Here is a 16,164-nt window from a genome sequence, read left to right on the forward strand (position 1 = left end):
CGCCGCCGGCCCACACGGATAACCAGCGCGGACCTCTTACTCTTGCACAGGTCTCGCGTCATCAGATACGGAACGCCGTCATGCTAAGCCGAACTGCCGATCACCTCTTCTGGATGGCCCGCTACATGGAGCGCGCGGAGAACACCGCCCGCATGCTCGATATCAACCTGAAGGCGCTGCTGTTGCCGCAAACGCCCGAGCAGGAGGCGCGCGCGCAACGTTCAGTGCTGCGCATCTCCGAACTCGAATCTGCCTTCGCGCAGCGCTACGATGAACCGACCCGCGAAAATGTGCTCGATTTCATGGTGGCCGATGCGACCAACCCTTCGAGTATTCATTCGTGTTTGCAGGCCGCGCGTGAAAATGCCCGCGCCGTGCGCGGCACCTTGACGACCGAATGGTGGGAAACCATCAACGACACCTGGCTCGAGTTCAACGAACGTGCCGCGTCCGGCCAGGCGTCGAGCAACCCTGGCGCGCTATTCGAATGGGTGAAGTTCCGCTCGCACCTGTCGCGCGGCGTGACGATCGGTACCGCGTTGCAGGACGACGCGTTTTTCTTCACGCAGCTCGGCACCTTCCTCGAACGGGCCGACAACACCGCGCGGATTCTCGACGTGCGCTTTGCCGACGTCGAGCCGAATTCACGCGATGCCGCGCGCCAGCTCGAAGACTTCTACTACTGGACCTCGATTCTCAGTTCGGTGTCGGCGCTGGAAATCTATCGCAAGGTGTATCGCGATGTCGTCACGCCGGCGCGGGTGGTCGAATTGATGATCCTGAACCAGCAGATGCCGCGCTCGCTGCTCGCTTCGCTCGAAGGCGTGTGCGCGAATCTCGCGATGCTGCGCACGTCCGGCTCGAACCAGTGCGAACGGTTTGCCGGCAAGCTGCGCGCCGAGCTGGTGTACTCCGACATCCGGCAGATTTTCGAAGCCGGCCTGCACGCCTATCTGACGCAGTTCCTTGCTCGCGTGTTCGAGCTCGGCAATCTGGTTGCGCGTACCTATCTGATGCTGCCAGTCGCCTGACGGAGTTTTTTATGTATCTGACGATCCGCCACGACACGTCCTATCGTTACGAAGCGACGGTCCATTATTCGATCCAGCAACTGCGTCTGACGCCGTCGAGCGGCGCCTCGCAGGTGGTGCGGCGCTGGAGCATCGATGCGCCCGGCAAGCTCGACGCGACCATCGACGCCTACGGCAATGTGCTGCATACGCTCGTCATCAACAAGCCGCATGACGAGATTCGTCTGCATGTGGCGGGTGAAGTGGACACGATTCCGCTGATCGACGGCCAATTGCCCGACGCTGTCGGCCCGATTCCGCTCGAGCATTTCACCTGCTCGACGCGTCTTACCGAGGCCGATGCGGCGGTTCGCGAGCTGGCCGCGTCGGTGCCGAGCCTCGCGAGCTCAAGCAATCTGATCGCGTTGTCCGAACAGATTCTGCAGCGCGTGAAATACAACCCAGGCATCACCGAAGTCACCAGCACGGCCGCCCAGGCGCTCGCGCTCGGCAACGGCGTGTGCCAGGACCATGCACATCTGATGCTGGCATGCTGCCGCGCACGCGGGGTTCCGGCACGTTACGTGAGCGGCTACATCGAACCCGGCGAGGTTCTCTCCGAAGGAAGTCCCCTTGGCGGGGAGCACGGCGCGAGCCACGCATGGGTCGACGTGTGGCTCGATGGCAAGGGCTGGATTTCCATCGACGTCACGCATGCCACGTTTGCCAGCGAAATCTACTGCCGCCTCGCCGTGGCGCGCGACTACGAAGCCGCCGCGCCGGTGCGCGGCCGGCGCATCGGCGGGATGGACGAGCAGCTGAAGGTATCCGTCACGGTCAGTGCGCAGTTGCCGCAATAGGGCGGAGGCTGCCAGCGGCCGTAATATGCGGTAAAGGCGCATGCGCGCCGCATTACAATAGGCCGTTCTGTCGTTTTTTGCGGGTACCTTTCGTTATGACTTACTGTGTCGCGATGTCCGTGGACGAAGGGCTCGTGTTCCTTTCGGACACGCGCACCAATGCGGGCGTCGATCACATCAGCACCGCGCGCAAGATGTCGGTGTTCGAGCATCCGGGCGAACGCATGCTCGTGCTGCTGGGTGCCGGCAATCTGTCGCTCACGCAAGCCGTGCTGCACGAGCTCTCCGAACCGACGGATCCTGCGCAGCCCACGCTCTGGAGCGCGCCCACCATGGCCGACGCGGCCCGCGTGATCGGCCGCGCGGTGCGTTGCGTGCATCAGCGCGAAGCCGAGGCGTTGCAGGAATTCGGCGTCGACTTCAATTGCAGCTTTATTCTCGGCGGCCAGATCGCGGGCAACCGGCCGCGTCTGTTCATGATCTATGCGGCGGGGAATTTCATCGAAGCGTCGGCCGTGAATCCGTATTTCCAGATCGGCGAGGCCAAGTACGGCAAGCCGATCATCGACCGCGTGCTGACGCCTTCCACACCGCTCGACGAAGCCGCCAAATGCGCGCTGATCTCGATGGATTCGACGCTGCGCTCGAATCTGTCGGTCGGTTTGCCGCTCGATCTGCTGGTCTATCAGAAGGATTCGCTGCGCATCACGCGCTTCGTCTCGATCGATCACGACAACGCCTACTTCGAGATGATTCACCGCACGTGGGGCGAGCGGCTGCGTCAGGTGTTCGGCGAGATTCCCGATCCGGACTGGCAGGATTCGCCCAATGTGCCGCTGCTGCAGCGTGAACGGGCGCTCGTGCTGCATCGCGCGCCAGTAGGCGCCGACGGTGTCGAGCATGAGCTCGATGCGAAGCCGGCGCAGACCTTGGCGCAGTCGGAAAAGGGAAAGGCCCAGCGGCGCTAGGCAATCCGGGGCCGCTCTTGCAGTCTGAAGCTTCACAGCGAGGTCGTCGTGAGCCTGATAACGGCTTACCGGCGGCCTTTTTCTTTTACTTCCCCGCGGTTGATCCTGTCGGATTAATGACGACGGACGCGCTGTGCGCGCGTGGCGGTCCATCTATTCGTAGCGTGATACGCACGCGTCACGAGTCGACGGCTCGCCGCGCACGCCAGAACCAACCGGCAGACGAAAAAAACCAGCCACCGGCTTTCGCCCGTGGCTGGTCTTCAACTGCGTGTTGCTTCAGCAGTCCATCAAGTTCGATTAGAACTTGTGGCGGATGCCCAGGCTGACCAGTTCTTGCGAGCTGGACGCCGAGTTGTAGCTGTACGAACCGATTGCCGCGCCTGCGTTGACCAGCGTGCCGTTCGAAGCACGTTGGTCGCCGCTGGCGTGCTGATACGCGCCAACCAGGTAGATGTCCGTGCGCTTCGACAGGTTGTAGTCGCCGCCCAGGGAAACCTGGTGATACGTTGCGCTCGCGTCGCCGCTAGCCTTCGTATAGGTGTAGCCCACGCCAACCAGGATTGCCGGCGTTGCCTGGTAACCCAGGTATGCACCGCCGACGTTGTACTTCTCGGTCGAACCGAAGCCCGAGTTCGCGTCCGGCTTGTACTGTGCGTTGCTGTAGCGCAGATTAGCCGTGAACGGGCCTGCTACGTACTGCACGGCAACCGAAGCGATGCCGATCGACTTGGCAGCGGCGTATGCGCTGTTGATCTGGTTGTCGAACGTGCCGTCCGACGTGCTGCCATTCCAGCCTGCCGTCGGCGGCGTGCCAGCCGTACGGCTAGCCAGCGTGTTGCCGTTATCGGCGAGGAAGTAGCCTGCAGCCACGCTGAACGGACCCGTTGCGTACGTTGCGGCGCCCGACCACGTTTGACCCGAACCCGTCTGGCCAGCCACGCCGCCCAGAGCGTACATACCTTCGAACTGGAAGCCGCCCCACACCGGCGAGGTGTACTTGATGGCGTTGTTCGTGCGCGAGGAGTTGTCGTTGTTGTCGACGTCGCCCGGCGTAGCGAAGGTGGAACCGAAGTAGTTGTCAGCCGTCAGCGGCTGAACCAGGTCGACCAGCGGGTCATATTGACGACCCAGCGTGAAGGTACCCCACTGGTCGCCCGTCAGGCCGACGTAGGCTTGACGACCGAACATTCTGCCGCTTTGAAGCAGCTTGCCGCTGTTCACGTCAAAGCCGTTTTCCAATTGGAAAATCGCCTTCAGGCCGCCGCCCAGATCTTCCGTACCCTTCAAGCCCCAGCGATCGCCTTGCAGGTTGCCGCCGACCAGGCCAACCTGGTTGCTGTTCGCGCCGGACGCGTTAACCGTGTTGTGAGCGAACTGGACCGATTCGTCGATCAAGCCGTACAGGGTAACGCTGCTTTGAGCATGTGCCACGCCGGTGACGCCGAGAAGCGCCAGCGAGAGGGTAGACAGTGCGATTCGTTTCATCCATATCTCCACGCAGATGATTAGTTTCGTTGTTGCGGAAAGGAGAATAGCTCACTGCCTCAATTGACTAGAACAGGAAAAAAAAGACTGTCTCTAAAAAGTGACAAACGACGCAAAGCCTTGTATTTAAAGACCGTTAACGATTATTGCCGTTTTCGCAATATTGATTCGTCGACGAGGCATTATTGTTGTTTTGTTGACAGTGAAGGTTCCAGTACCTTCAATTTAGACACGTATTTGAATGGTTTTCGTAATCTAGTCGTCTAACCGGATTTAGCGTTCTTCAGCGTTCATGGAAAAGTGAGGTCACGTTTCGCTTGACGCGGCGTCCCAGTCCTCAGCCTCGACGGGCGTTATCGTCCCCGCTGCGGCGCGCAATGGTGGCGGCAGCCAGGCCGGCCGCCGCCGCAAACAACACCGAGGTCCATGGATGCCGTCTGACATAGCGATCAGCCGCGACGGCTGTGCGGCCGGCTTCCACCAGCGAGACGGCGGCGAGACGTGTCGCCTGTGCTTCAGTGAGGACAACGGCGCGGCCGATCTTGAGCGCGGTCGCCCGCGCCGAAGCCTTGTTGCGCGCTTGCGCGCGCCGCAAGGCCGACGCGGGGGTGGCCGCGCCAGGCGCCGTGGCGGCTGCCGCTCCGGTTGCAGGAGCAAAGTTGGCGGTAGCACGGGCGTCGCGGTCTTCCTCGCGAAGGAGTGCATCGCCAGATACCGTCGAGGCCGCCAGTACCGAAGCGAGTTTGGCACGGCTGCCGGGCGGCGAGTCTTCCTGCATGCCCCAGCCGCCGCGCGGGTCGTGCATGCGTCCGCGTGCCGCCGAAAACTCCGCGCCGAGCAGAAGCACGGCAGCCGAGAAGTACAGCCACATCAACAACACGGCCAGCGAGCCGGCCGCGCCGAACGAGCTCGCCATCCCGGCATGCGCGATATAGAGCGCGAATAGTTTCTTGCCCGCCGAAAACAACGCCGCTGCGACGATCCCGCCCACAAACGCATCGCGCCACCGCACCTTGTCGTCCGGCAGAAACTTCAGAAGACCGGCAAAGGCGAAGGCCAGCACCAGCAAGCCGACCCCGAGTTGCAGCAGGTTGCCGATCACCACGTAGGGCGAGTTGCCCCACAGCCACTTGCCGACGAACGTGATGACCGTATCGAGCACCAGCGAGACGATCAGCAGGAAAGCGACACCGAGCACGAGGCCAAACGAAATCAGGCGCACGCGCACCATCGCGATCACGCTCGACGAGCGCGGCCCGGTATACGGCCACACTATATTGAGTGCGCTGTTGAGCGAGGAGAAGGTGGCCGAAGCGCCGATCGCCAGCATCGTGAATGAAATGATCGCCGCGATGCCGCCGGCGCTGCCGCTGTGATGGGCGTTCTCGACGATGGTCTGCACGCCGGCGGCGGCCTGGTCGCCAAGCAGGCCGTGAATGTGAGTGAACAGCTCGCCGCGCGCGGCTTCGGCGCCGAAGAACCAGCCCGCCACGGCAATCACCATGACCAGCGTGGGCGCGAGCGAGAATGCCGCGTAGAAGGCAATGCTGGCGGCCATGGCTGCGCAGCGGTCGTCGGCAAACTGTTTGAATGCGCCGATTGCCCAATTGGCCTGCTTGCGGGCCACCAACTGGAGGTTCTCGGCGGAAAGCGTGTCGATGTCCATGGTCGTTCTCAATGGGATACTGGCGCCCGGATGCCGTGTGCGTGCCGTTGAGGTGGCGTCGAGGCGGTCCTCGCACCGATACCTTTCGCAAACCTTGTGCCTGTCACTATAACAAGCGCGGCACCCGCATGCCCGCGATGCGGCGCCCGCAGGCATGCCGTTAGAATGTCGCCGGACCTTCACACTCTTTTCTACTATGCACTCGCACGAACTCGTCAAACAGCTGGACATCATTCCCGCCGAACAATTGAGCGCGCATTTGCCGGCGCATGTCGTCGAGCATTTGCCGGCCCAGGGCGTCACCGTATTTGCCGTTAGCGACGACGCTTCGGACACCGCCGCATTCAGCGCGCGCTACGGCTTTGGCCTCGAAGACTGCGCCAATACGATCGTGGTCCGCTACAAGAAGGACGGCGCCGAGCATTACGCGGCGCTGGTCTCATTGGGTTCGCTGCGCCTCGACATCAACGGCGCGGTGAAGGCTGCGCTCGGCGCGCAGCGCCTTTCGTTTGCCAGGCGGGAGGCCGCCGTGGAGCATAGCGGGATGGAGTTCGGCGGCATTACCGCCTTCGGCTTGCCGGCAGACTGGCGCATTCTCGTCGATGCCGCGGTGCTGGAGCGTGCTCAGATCGTGATGGGAGCCGGGGTGCGGGCGGCCAAGTTGCTGTTGGCGCCCGCAGTGCTGCAGCAGTGGCCGCGCTGCGAAGTGGCCTCGCTTACGCTGCCGGCCGAGTGAGCAGCGTGGGACAGCGTAGCGCGGCCGTGAAGCAGAACGCCGGGAACGCCGGCGGCGCGGAGCAGACCGCGCAATCGGCGGCACATTGCCGGATTCGCGCTGCCGCAACGGCAGTGATCCGACCCGCCGTGTTCAGTGCGGACCGGCCGGTCCCACTTTGGGCTGGGCGAAATAGCCTTCGAGGATATCGACCACGCGCCATAGCGAACACGGTCGCCGGCAATGGCCATCGAAACCGGCTTGTTTGAGCCCGGCAATCGGATCAAGTGGCCAGATGTTGCTCATCGCCAGTAACAGTATTCCGGCATTCGATGGCTCGCCGCGCACGGCGCGCGTAAATTGAAAGTCAGAGGCGGAATCGAGCCGCGTGTCCAGCAAGATTGCATGCGGTTTCCACCATTTCAGAAAGCGATCCAGTTTGATCACGTCGGCGGCATAGACCGCGTCGAATCCCTTCAGCGACAACAACAGCAACAGCGATTCGCCGATCGCTTTGTCGCGATGTCCTATCATGACGCGGCGCGACGGTGCCTCTTCCACCACACTGCCAAACCTCCAGATTGCGAACTCGGATTCATCCTCGAGCGAAACGCGTCTTGTCACGGGCCCTCCGGCAGGCTGCACGAATCTTCTAATGTAGTAAAAAAGACATGGCTTCGGGTCGATTTACCTTTCGTCAATGTTCATATATTACAGGGGACGTGCCGGACCGGTGCGAGCAATCTGGATCGACTACGGGGCGCGTCAAGCCGCGCCGCTTCCCGAAATCTCAATGCCGGCGCGGCTCAGCAGGCGCTGGTTGCGCTCCGACAGATTCTCCACACGCAATTGCTTGCCGGCTTTTCGATAGCGTTCGAACAGTCCCTGCAGCGCGGCCAATGCGGAATGATCCGCGAGCGTCAGGTGGCGGCAATCAACCGTGATGTGACCGGGATCTTTTGCCGGATCGAAAAGCTCGTGAAAGCGGCTGGTCGACGCAAAAAACAGCGTGCCGCGCGGAACGTAGGTTTTGTCGCCGCCGTGATCTTCGATATGCGCGTGAATTTCGCGGGCGTGTTGCCAGGCGAAATTGAGCGCGGCGATCACGATGCCGCACAACACCGCGATCGCCAGATCGGAGAACACGGTGATGGTTGTGACCGCAACGATGACCAGCGCGTCGTTGCGCGGCACCTTGCCCAATACCCGCAGCGAACCCCATGCGAAGGTCTGCTGCGCCACCACGAACATCACGCCGACCAGCGCCGCCAGCGGAATCCGTTCGATCAGGGGTGACAGAAACAGGATGAACATCAGGATCATCACGCCGCTGACGATGCCCGACAGCCGCGAACGGCCGCCCGAATTCAGATTGATCATGGTCTGCCCGATCATCGCGCAGCCGCCCATGCCGCCGAACAGGCCCGAGGCGATATTTGCCGCGCCCAGCGCGAGACATTCGCGATTAGGCTGGCCGCGGGTTTCGGTGATCTCGTCGGTCAGGTTGAACGTAAGCAGCGTTTCCAGCAGACCGACGATTGCCATCAGAACCGCGTAAGGCAGCACCACATGCAGCGTGTCGAGATTCAGCGGCACCCTGGGCACATGCAGGCTCGGCAGGCCACCGGCAATGTGGGCCATGTCGCCGAGCGTGCGCGCAGGCAGGTGCGAGAGCTGATTGAACAGCCCCACGCCGACGATCGCCACCAGTGCGGGCGGGGCGGCGCGTGTGAGCCGTGGCAGCAGATAGACGATCAGCATGGTTAGCGCGACGAGACCGCACATCAACCGCAACGCGCTGCCGTGCAGCCATTGTTCGCCTTGCGGCGTGCTTTGCCTGAAGTGCGCCAGTTGCGCCATCGCGATGATGATCGCGAGGCCGTTGACGAAACCGAGCATCACCGGGTGCGGCACCATGCGAATCAGCTTGCCCAGCCGCAACGCGCCGAACAGCGCCATCAGGATGCCGCTGAGTATCACGGTGGCGAGCAGATATTGCGCGCCGTGTTGCACGACCAGCGCCACGATCACCACGGCCATCGAACCGGCCGCGCCGGAGATCATGCCGGGCCGCCCGCCAAACAAAGCCGTGATCGTGCAGATGAAGAACGCGCCATACAAACCCATCAAGGGATTGAGGTGGGCGACCAGCGCGAAGGCGATACATTCCGGCACCAACGCGAACGACGAGGTGAGACCCGCGAGCACATTGCTCCTGATACCTGGAAGTTTGGCGAGCCATCGGGGAGTGGGACTAGCAGTGTTCATCTGAAGGAAACGGGGACTTGGGGTTGAGAGCGCGTCGGCTGTGCGGCTGCGCTATCGATGCGTAAAAGTCGGCATGCCGTGGCTTTCCGCACGCGAAAGCCTTACGCGCGTGGTCAGCGGAGTGGCGAAACCGAGGGGCAAACAGCGTGGCGATACGCGAGGCGCCAGACAGGATGAACGTCATGGCTAAGGCGGAGCAGTGGCCAGGCAGGATTGCAAAACGGGCGAATTTTACAGCAGTGCGGTCAAAGTGACCGGCGCGGCAAGCAGAGCGCTGATCGCGGCGCGAGTGATGCCGCCGGATGGAGAGGTCACACGGGAGGTCACGCAGCCGCTTGCGCGACCGCGCGACTGCGCCTGATTGTGGGTGTTAGCGATGGCATCAGCGTGCCATGCGCAATACACCAAAAACACCACGAACCCTCTCAGATGATCAGACGCGAGACCTTGGTGCCTTCGAGCGACACACCGGCCATCAGGCCGCCGTTCGTCAGCACAAAAGCTTCGACAGGGCTCGTAGCGGTCGAGGTATCGACCGCGCCGTTCGCGCCGATCTTCAACAGGGCGACCGTTGCATCGGCGCCTGCTGCCCATCCCTGACTGCCGAGGAATTTGTCGAGCGCCTCTTGTGTCATGAACAGAAACACCAGCGCCTTGGACTGTGCGCCGATCTGCAAACCAAACGAGCCCGCGACGGTGCTGTAGTAGCCCGACGTGCGTCCGCCCACGCGCAGCGCGCCTTCGCCGTATTGGCCGCCGACCCAGAAGCCTGCCGAAATCACAGACGGGAACACGAGCACGCCGCGCGCCTTGCCCACCAGTTCACGCGATCCGGTGACGTTCGCGTACAGGCGAGAGAGCGTGGAATCGACACCGACATTGATCGTGTCGCGCTTGCCGGCGTTCGCCGAAGGCGACGCGCTCGAGGACGGCGACGTAGTGGTGCAGCCGGCGAGGCTAAAACTCGCAGTTGCCAACGCGGCGCTCGTGGTCATGATGAATTGTCGTCTGCGCATGATTATTTTCCCCTGTGCGTGATGGAGGTTGTGTTTGCTGTCTGAACCGTGAGTGCCGTGACGCCAGCAAGCTCGTACGTCAATTGCTAATCAGCATTTAACGTGCCTGACGCCACGGGTTGTTATCAGACAGCCGCACTGAGCTGACGTTCGCGCGCGGACTGACGACGTTCAACTCCGCTCCCCCGCAGTCCCTACGCCGCCGGGCGGATATTCTGATTGTGGCGGAACAGGTTGTGCGGGTCGTAGTGCTTTTTCACGGCGACGAGACGCTCGTAGTTCGGTCCATACGCGTCGGCCACCCGGCCGCCTTCCTCCTGTGTCATGAAGTTGACGTACACGCTGCCAAGCGCGAACGGTGCGGATGCGTCGAAGAATGCGCGGGCCCAGCCAATGCAGCGCTCGTCATCGCTTGCGTCGTCCCAACGGCCGTGCACGTTCATCGCGTACTGCGTGTCGCGACTCGAATAGGCCGTCGCCTCGACAGGCACCCGGCTCGTCTGCGCGCCGATCTGCCCGAAGAAGATTTCGCATTGCGGCGACGGCAGTTTGCCGATCGCATCGAGCAGGGCATCGATGAGACCGTCCGAAATCTTGCCTATGTTGTGCGACTTCCAGTAGTTGCGCGCGCCTGGCGTGAGCAGCGGATCGAATGCCTGTTGCCACGCGGCGTAGGCCATCGGCCCAAGATGTTCGCCGACCGGTGTGCCGAAGCCGCGCACGGCCTCCACCACGGACGGGCCATTTTCGATCGGGCCGGTGTAGCACATCGCAAATACGATGACCGGCTTGCCGTGGGCTTCGGGCGGCAGGAACGGCAGCGGCGGGGCAAGCCGCGAAACGGTCCAAACGCTCAGATCATCCGGCATCTGTTCTGCCGCCGTGCGGTACTGGAGCAGGGCATTCCTCGCCTGCTCGATCGGCAATACCACGAGGCCGCCGTAGACCAGTGGCCCGACCGGATGCAGCGCAAATTCGAAACGCGTCACGACGCCGAAATTGCCGCCGCCGCCGCGAATCGCCCAGAACAGATCTGCGTGTGATTCGGCGCTCGCGTGGACCAACTCGCCGTCGGCGGTGACGACGTCCGCTGAAATCAGATTGTCGACGGTCATGCCGTATTTGCGGCTCAGCCAGCCGAAGCCGCCACCGAGCGTCAGACCTGCCACGCCGGTGGTCGAGTTGATGCCGAGCGGGGTGGCGAGCCCGAACGCTTGCGCTTCGTGGTCGAAATCGCGGAGCGTCGCGCCCGGCTCGACATACGCGCGCCGCGCTGCCGCATCGATATGTACCGATTTCATCAGCGACAGGTCGATCACGAGGCCGTCGTCGCACAGCGCGGTACCGGCGATGTTGTGGCCGCCGCCGCGCACCGCCAGCGGCAGACCGTTGTCGCGCGCGAACGCTACGCCGCGGCGCACATCGGCCGCGCCGGCGCAGCGCAATACCATTGCCGGATGCCGGTCGATCATCGCATTCCAGATACTGCGGGCCTCGTCGAAACCCGCGTCGCCGGGCAGCAGCAGTTGGCCCCGGACCACGGCTTTGAGTTCTTCGACGGCACTGCTGGACACACTCACCATGACACACCTCCAGACACAGTAGAGACGCTTTCAGACCACTATTCAGCTGAACAAAGCAAAATGAAGGCGTCTGAAAGGTTTGATTTGCGTCCAGTAAACGGGCCTGCCTCCGGAAGTCAAACGAAGGTAAACCCGAATCCGCGGCCGATATCGCGCGAAAGCTCGTGCCGCAAGTGTCTGCGTGTCGCAGGGAGAATGATGACCCTCCGCGAGGCCCGGGATGGTGGAAACGCTTCGGGAAAAGTCGCCGCGAAGAAGTGTTGGTTGGGCGCCGGGGTGGTGGCTGCGCGGCGACACTTCCGTAGCATCAACCCTTCACGAGGCCGCCGTCCACAATCAGATTCTGACCGGTGACCGCGCGCGCCCACGGCGACAGGAAGAACAGTACGGCGTCGGCAAACTCTTCAGGTGTCGTGACGCGCCGCACCGGGGTTGAACTGGCGATCAGGTCGAAGACGAATTCCGGCGTAGCCGCGCTCGCGTCCGTGGTGCGTAGCAGGCCGCCCGACACCATGTTCACCGTGATGCCGTCCGGGCCGAGATCGTGAGCCGCGGTGCGCGTGAGCGATAACAGCGCCGCTTTGGCCGCCGTGTAGTCGTGATAGGGGACCACGGGATTCTGAAACAGATTCGTGCCGACGTTCACGATGCGGCCGAAGCCGCGCGAGCGCATGCCCGCGGCTGCTGCTTGCATCGTATTGAGCGCGCCCTTGAGGGAACCGTCCAACTGCTGCTGGAAGCGCGCCCAGTCGATCGAGTCGATTTTCGGGCGGCCGTCGCCGTCGAACTGAAAGTCGGCCAGCGCGTTGTTGACCACTGAGACGATGGGTTGCCCGGTTTGCGCCTGTGCGGTTTCGAATAGACGCGCGATGGCGGTCGCGTCGGTCACGTCCGCCTGGATCGGCAGGACACGGTCGCCAAACTCTTCTCTTAGCGCGTGCGCCAGCGTTTCGCTCCTGCGGTAATTCACCACGACGCCCGCGCCTTCGCGTAACAGTGCACGCGTGATTGCCGCGCCGAGTCCGCGGGCGCCACCCGTTACCAGCACCCATTGTTCGGATAAAAGCATCTCTCTGTTCCCGTTGTTGATGAGCTTGCGATTTTCCTATTGTCGCCTGATCGGATTTCGCGCGCTTTCCTGGTCAGTGCGGCGACGCATGGATCACGATAGCGCGGCTGCGCAGGCGGTGGTCGATGTGCGTAACGGGAAAACCACGGGAGCGCGCGCGTGCACTGTCTGTGTGATGGTCCTCACTTCCACCTTTGCAAATGCTCTTTTATGTGCGGACAGACACTTATACGAAACGCTTGTTCGCGTCACGGTCTACGCGTTTGCGCCGCACCTCACTCCAAATAAAAAGTTGGTCTACGGTCCTTCGATTCATGCGATGAAGGAGTCCACGATTCCAAATCAAAAATAATAGTTTGGACTGCGTATCTAGAGAAAAATTTTTCCGGCCATTTACAAAACGGCAGTTAATGATATTTGACAGTCATGCAACGTAATTGATCGGAAAACAGGCCGTCAATCGCACATTGCGTGGGCTAGCGCACGGTCACCTGGTGGCGCTGCGCATAACTTCAACGTCCATCAGGCCCTGCTGTGCCCTTTCAAGACTTTGTTCGCGCGCAGCCAGTTGTCTCTCCCGAATCACGTCAAATCGGACCGGGTTATCTGCGGGAGAGATGCAGGGTGTCGCGCGTTTTCGTGTGGCACGCCGCAATGTCGACCGGGCTTTGAAGTTTCACTTTTTTAAAGGCGAACAGGGATTCACTCGTTATCTGGATCTGTTTTTCAGAATACATGGTTAGGAGAATGAAATGAAAAAGCAAAACGGGGACGCGCGGGCGTTGGGGACAAGCCGAGCGGTATTGGCGGTTGCTGTGAGTCTTTATGCGGCGATGGCGGGCGCGCAAACGAGTCCGGCAGCAGCTGTGGCGTCGTCGGCGAATTCGACGAAGATGATGGTCACGCAAGCATTGCCGGTCGATTGTCTGCTTTTCGACACGCTTGGCTGCAAGTCGGAACACGGTGGATTGCGGGCGTCCGCCGGAATTGGCGTGGCAGCGGCGGCCACGGGTCCGGGGTCGACGTCGGCTTCGGGCTCACAGAGCAGCAATGGCGGCGGGACTTCGTCGAACGGGGCGGGCGCTAACGGTGGTGGAGGCGGCGGGGCAGGACTCGGTGCCGGGAGTGGGGGGAGCGGCGGCGGTGGTGGTGGTGGTGGTGGTGGTGGTGGGACGGGTGATGGAGGCACGGGCGGAACGGGCGGCAATGGTGATGGTGGGACAGGCGGCAATGGCGGCAATGGTGACGGCGGTGACGGTGGGACAGGCGGCAATGGTGATGGCGGTGGGCATCACGGCGGCCACGGTGATGGTGGTCATGGTGATGGCGGTCATGGCGATGGCGGTCATGGTGATGGTGGCCATGGTGACGGCGGCCACGGTGATGGTGGTCACGGTGATAGTGGTCATGGCGATGGCGGTCATGGTGATGGTGGCCATGGTGATGGCGGCCACGGCGACGGCGGTCATGGCGACGGCGGCCACGGTGATGGCGGCCATGGTGACGGCGGCCACGGTGATGGTGGTCACGGTGATGGTGGTCATGGCGATGGTGGCCATGGTGATGGCGGTCACGGTGACGGTGGCCATGGTGATGGCGGCCACGGCGACGGCGGTCATGGCGACAGCGGCCATGGTGACGGCGGCCACGGTGATGGCGGCCATGGTGATGGTGGTCACGGCGATGGTGGTCACGGCGATGGCGGTCATGGCGATGGCGGCCATGGTGATGGTGGCCAAGGCGCTGGTGGCCACGGTGACGGCGGCCATGGTGATGGCGGTCACGGCGATAGCGGTCACGGTGACGGCGGGCAGGGCAACGGTGGTCATGGCGATGGCGGCCATGGTGATGGTGGCCAAGGCGCTGGTGGCCACGGTGACGGCGGCCATGGTGATGGCGGTCACGGCGATAGCGGTCACGGTGACGGCGGGCAGGGCAACGGTGGTCATGGCGATGGCGGCCATGGTGATGGTGGCCAAGGCGCTGGTGGCCACGGTGACGGCGGCCATGGTGATGGCGGTCACGGCGATAGCGGTCACGGTGACGGCGGGCAGGGCAACGGTGGTCATGGCGATGGCGGCCATGGTGATGGTGGCCAAGGCGCTGGTGGCCACGGTGACGGCGGCCATGGTGATGGCGGTCACGGCGATAGCGGTCACGGTGACGGCGGGCAGGGCAACGGTGGTCATGGCGATGGCGGCCATGGTGATGGTGGCCAAGGCGCTGGTGGCCACGGTGACGGCGGCCATGGTGATGGCGGTCACGGCGATAGCGGGCAGGGCAACGGTGGTCATGGCGACGGTGGTCATGGCGACGGCGGCCATGGTGATGGTGGCCACGGCGATAGCGGTCACGGTGATGGCGGGCAAGGCAATGGTGGTCATGGCGCAGGCGCTCACGGTGATGGCGGGCAAGGCAACGGCGGTCAAGGCGGCGGAGGCCAAGGCAACGGAGGCCAGGGTAACGGCGGTCAAGGTGGAGGCCAAGGTAACGGCGGTCAGGGTGGCGGAGGCCAAGGCAACGGTGGTCATGGCGGCGGTGGTCAAGGCAACGGCGGCCAAGGCGGCGGAGGCCAAGGCAACGGAGGCCAGGGTAACGGCGGTCAAGGTGGAGGCCAAGGTAACGGCGGTCAAGGTGGAGGCCAAGGTAACGGCGGTCAGGGTGGCGGAGGCCAAGGCAACGGCGGTCAGGGTGGTGGCGGCCAAGGCAACGGTGGTCATGGCGGCGGTGGTCAAGGCAACGGCGGCCAAGGCGGCGGAGGTCAAGGCAACGGTGGCCATGGCGGTGGTGGCCAAGGTAACGGTGGCCAAGGCGGCGGTGGTCAAGGTAACGGTGGCCAAGGCGGTGGAGGGCAAGGCAACGGTGGCCAAGGCGGTGGCGGCCAGGGCAACGGTGGTCATGGCGGCGGTGGCCAAGGTAACGGAGGCCAAGGCAACGGCGGTCAGGGCGGTGGAGGCCAAGGCAACGGTGGTCATGGCGGTGGTGGCCAAGGTAACGGTGGCCAAGGCGGCGGTGGTCAAGGTAACGGTGGCCAAGGCGGTGGAGGCCAGGGCAACGGTGGTCATGGCGGCGGCGGTCAAGGCAATGGCGGCCAAGGTGGTGGAGGCCAAGGTGGTGGAGGCCAGGGCAACGGTGGTCATGGCGGCGGTGGTCAAGGCAACGGCGGCCAAGGCGGCGGTGGTCAAGGCAACGGTGGTCAAGGCAACGGTGGTCAAGGCGGTGGCGGCCAAGGCAACGGTGGTCATGGCAACGGCGGCCAAGGCGGCGGCCAAGGCAATGGCGGTCAAGGTGGCGGCGGTCAAGGCAACGGTGGTCATGGCAACGGTGGCTTCGGCGGAGGCTTCGGCCACGGAGGCGGTTTTGGCGGCGGCTTCGGCGGCGGTGGTCATGGCGGCGGCTACGGCGGTGGCCACGGCCACTAAAGCAGCCAACTCCACTCAGCGCGTGGCGGCCGACAACACGGTCGCCCGCGCAGATGCCTAAGCCAAAGCGGCACGAGCGGACAGATCAACGTCCGCTCG

14 protein-coding genes are annotated in these 16,164 nt (G+C 63.1%); 6 read left to right on the forward strand and 8 right to left on the reverse strand.

Annotated elements, in window-relative coordinates:
* The first annotated feature begins 80 nt into the window (after positions 1–80).
* From P0D84_RS25190 to P0D84_RS25200, 3 genes are all read left to right on the forward strand, one after another.
* Positions 81–1,031 carry an alpha-E domain-containing protein gene (locus P0D84_RS25190; RefSeq protein ID WP_179740661.1) on the forward strand — a complete coding sequence of 317 codons (951 nt, stop codon included), beginning with the start codon at positions 81–83 and terminating at the stop codon, positions 1,029–1,031.
* An 11-nt stretch (positions 1,032–1,042) separates the two neighbouring features.
* Positions 1,043–1,870: a transglutaminase family protein gene (locus tag P0D84_RS25195; RefSeq protein ID WP_408341388.1), complete on the forward strand. Its 828-nt coding sequence runs from the start codon at positions 1,043–1,045 to the stop codon at positions 1,868–1,870.
* A gap of 95 nt (positions 1,871–1,965) precedes the next feature.
* The gene (locus P0D84_RS25200; protein ID WP_408341389.1) at positions 1,966–2,838 is read left to right on the forward strand and encodes a proteasome-type protease; all 873 of its coding nucleotides are present in this window, start codon (positions 1,966–1,968) and stop codon (positions 2,836–2,838) included.
* Positions 2,839–3,138: 300 nt separating this feature from the next.
* Here P0D84_RS25200 and P0D84_RS25205 read toward each other — a convergent pair whose 3' ends face one another.
* Positions 3,139–4,326, reverse strand: a complete 1,188-nt coding sequence (locus tag P0D84_RS25205) for a porin (protein ID WP_408341390.1) — start codon at positions 4,324–4,326, stop codon at positions 3,139–3,141.
* 337 nt (positions 4,327–4,663) lie between these two features.
* The gene (locus tag P0D84_RS25210) at positions 4,664–5,992 is read right to left on the reverse strand and encodes a YihY/virulence factor BrkB family protein (protein WP_408341391.1); all 1,329 of its coding nucleotides are present in this window, start codon (positions 5,990–5,992) and stop codon (positions 4,664–4,666) included.
* A 196-nt stretch (positions 5,993–6,188) separates the two neighbouring features.
* On the opposite strand from P0D84_RS25210, the gene P0D84_RS25215 reads away from it, so the two are divergent.
* On the forward strand, positions 6,189–6,728 hold the full coding sequence (locus tag P0D84_RS25215) for a YbaK/EbsC family protein (protein WP_408345983.1): 540 nt from the start codon (positions 6,189–6,191) through the stop codon (positions 6,726–6,728).
* A 132-nt stretch (positions 6,729–6,860) separates the two neighbouring features.
* Here P0D84_RS25215 and P0D84_RS25220 read toward each other — a convergent pair whose 3' ends face one another.
* The 5 genes from P0D84_RS25220 to P0D84_RS25240 form a co-directional block, all read right to left on the reverse strand.
* Positions 6,861–7,331 carry a histidine kinase gene (locus tag P0D84_RS25220; RefSeq protein WP_408341392.1) on the reverse strand — a complete coding sequence of 157 codons (471 nt, stop codon included), beginning with the start codon at positions 7,329–7,331 and terminating at the stop codon, positions 6,861–6,863.
* Positions 7,332–7,472: 141 nt separating this feature from the next.
* On the reverse strand, positions 7,473–8,975 hold the full coding sequence (locus P0D84_RS25225; RefSeq protein WP_408341393.1) for a SulP family inorganic anion transporter: 1,503 nt from the start codon (positions 8,973–8,975) through the stop codon (positions 7,473–7,475).
* A 425-nt stretch (positions 8,976–9,400) separates the two neighbouring features.
* Positions 9,401–9,991 (reverse strand): BPSL1445 family SYLF domain-containing lipoprotein, encoded by a 591-nt coding sequence (locus tag P0D84_RS25230; protein WP_408341394.1) that lies wholly within the window; start codon positions 9,989–9,991, stop codon positions 9,401–9,403.
* A 194-nt stretch (positions 9,992–10,185) separates the two neighbouring features.
* On the reverse strand, positions 10,186–11,574 hold the full coding sequence (locus tag P0D84_RS25235; protein WP_408341395.1) for an FAD-binding oxidoreductase: 1,389 nt from the start codon (positions 11,572–11,574) through the stop codon (positions 10,186–10,188).
* Positions 11,575–11,881: 307 nt separating this feature from the next.
* On the reverse strand, positions 11,882–12,643 hold the full coding sequence (locus P0D84_RS25240; protein WP_408341396.1) for a 3-oxoacyl-ACP reductase: 762 nt from the start codon (positions 12,641–12,643) through the stop codon (positions 11,882–11,884).
* 88 nt (positions 12,644–12,731) lie between these two features.
* Here P0D84_RS25240 and P0D84_RS25245 point away from each other — a divergent pair, with 88 nt between their 5' ends.
* Positions 12,732–12,995 carry a hypothetical protein gene (locus P0D84_RS25245; RefSeq protein ID WP_408341397.1) on the forward strand — a complete coding sequence of 88 codons (264 nt, stop codon included), beginning with the start codon at positions 12,732–12,734 and terminating at the stop codon, positions 12,993–12,995.
* A 685-nt stretch (positions 12,996–13,680) separates the two neighbouring features.
* Here the strand turns inward: P0D84_RS25245 and P0D84_RS25250 are convergent.
* A complete protein-coding gene (locus P0D84_RS25250; RefSeq protein ID WP_408341398.1) occupies positions 13,681–15,027 on the reverse strand; it encodes a hypothetical protein in 1,347 nt (448 codons plus the stop codon).
* On the opposite strand from P0D84_RS25250, the gene P0D84_RS25255 reads away from it, so the two are divergent.
* Positions 14,966–16,126 carry a hypothetical protein gene (locus P0D84_RS25255; protein ID WP_408341399.1) on the forward strand — a complete coding sequence of 387 codons (1,161 nt, stop codon included), beginning with the start codon at positions 14,966–14,968 and terminating at the stop codon, positions 16,124–16,126. The two genes, P0D84_RS25250 and P0D84_RS25255, sit on opposite strands and share 62 nt — an antisense overlap.
* Positions 16,127–16,164 lie beyond the last annotated feature (38 nt).

The organism is Paraburkholderia sp. RL17-337-BIB-A (genome assembly GCF_046025895.1).
Lineage (GTDB): Bacteria > Pseudomonadota > Gammaproteobacteria > Burkholderiales > Burkholderiaceae > Paraburkholderia > Paraburkholderia fungorum_C.

What these genes read in the sequence shown, in the direction of transcription:
- P0D84_RS25235 (WP_408341395.1), bottom strand. Translation starts at nt 11,574, where the DNA reads ATGGTGAGTGTGTCCAGCAGTGCCGTCGAAGAACTCAAAGCCGTGGTC.
- P0D84_RS25255 (WP_408341399.1), top strand. Translation starts at nt 14,966, where the DNA reads ATGGTGATGGTGGCCACGGCGATAGCGGTCACGGTGATGGCGGGCAAG.
- P0D84_RS25210 (WP_408341391.1), bottom strand. Translation starts at nt 5,992, where the DNA reads ATGGACATCGACACGCTTTCCGCCGAGAACCTCCAGTTGGTGGCCCGC.
- P0D84_RS25195 (WP_408341388.1), top strand. Translation starts at nt 1,043, where the DNA reads ATGTATCTGACGATCCGCCACGACACGTCCTATCGTTACGAAGCGACG.
- P0D84_RS25240 (WP_408341396.1), bottom strand. Translation starts at nt 12,643, where the DNA reads ATGCTTTTATCCGAACAATGGGTGCTGGTAACGGGTGGCGCCCGCGGA.
- P0D84_RS25230 (WP_408341394.1), bottom strand. Translation starts at nt 9,991, where the DNA reads ATGCGCAGACGACAATTCATCATGACCACGAGCGCCGCGTTGGCAACT.
- P0D84_RS25245 (WP_408341397.1), top strand. Translation starts at nt 12,732, where the DNA reads ATGGATCACGATAGCGCGGCTGCGCAGGCGGTGGTCGATGTGCGTAAC.
- P0D84_RS25190 (WP_179740661.1), top strand. Translation starts at nt 81, where the DNA reads ATGCTAAGCCGAACTGCCGATCACCTCTTCTGGATGGCCCGCTACATG.
- P0D84_RS25225 (WP_408341393.1), bottom strand. Translation starts at nt 8,975, where the DNA reads ATGAACACTGCTAGTCCCACTCCCCGATGGCTCGCCAAACTTCCAGGT.
- P0D84_RS25200 (WP_408341389.1), top strand. Translation starts at nt 1,966, where the DNA reads ATGACTTACTGTGTCGCGATGTCCGTGGACGAAGGGCTCGTGTTCCTT.
- P0D84_RS25205 (WP_408341390.1), bottom strand. Translation starts at nt 4,326, where the DNA reads ATGAAACGAATCGCACTGTCTACCCTCTCGCTGGCGCTTCTCGGCGTC.
- P0D84_RS25250 (WP_408341398.1), bottom strand. Translation starts at nt 15,027, where the DNA reads ATGACCACCATTGCCTTGCCCGCCATCACCGTGACCGCTATCGCCGTG.
- P0D84_RS25215 (WP_408345983.1), top strand. Translation starts at nt 6,189, where the DNA reads ATGCACTCGCACGAACTCGTCAAACAGCTGGACATCATTCCCGCCGAA.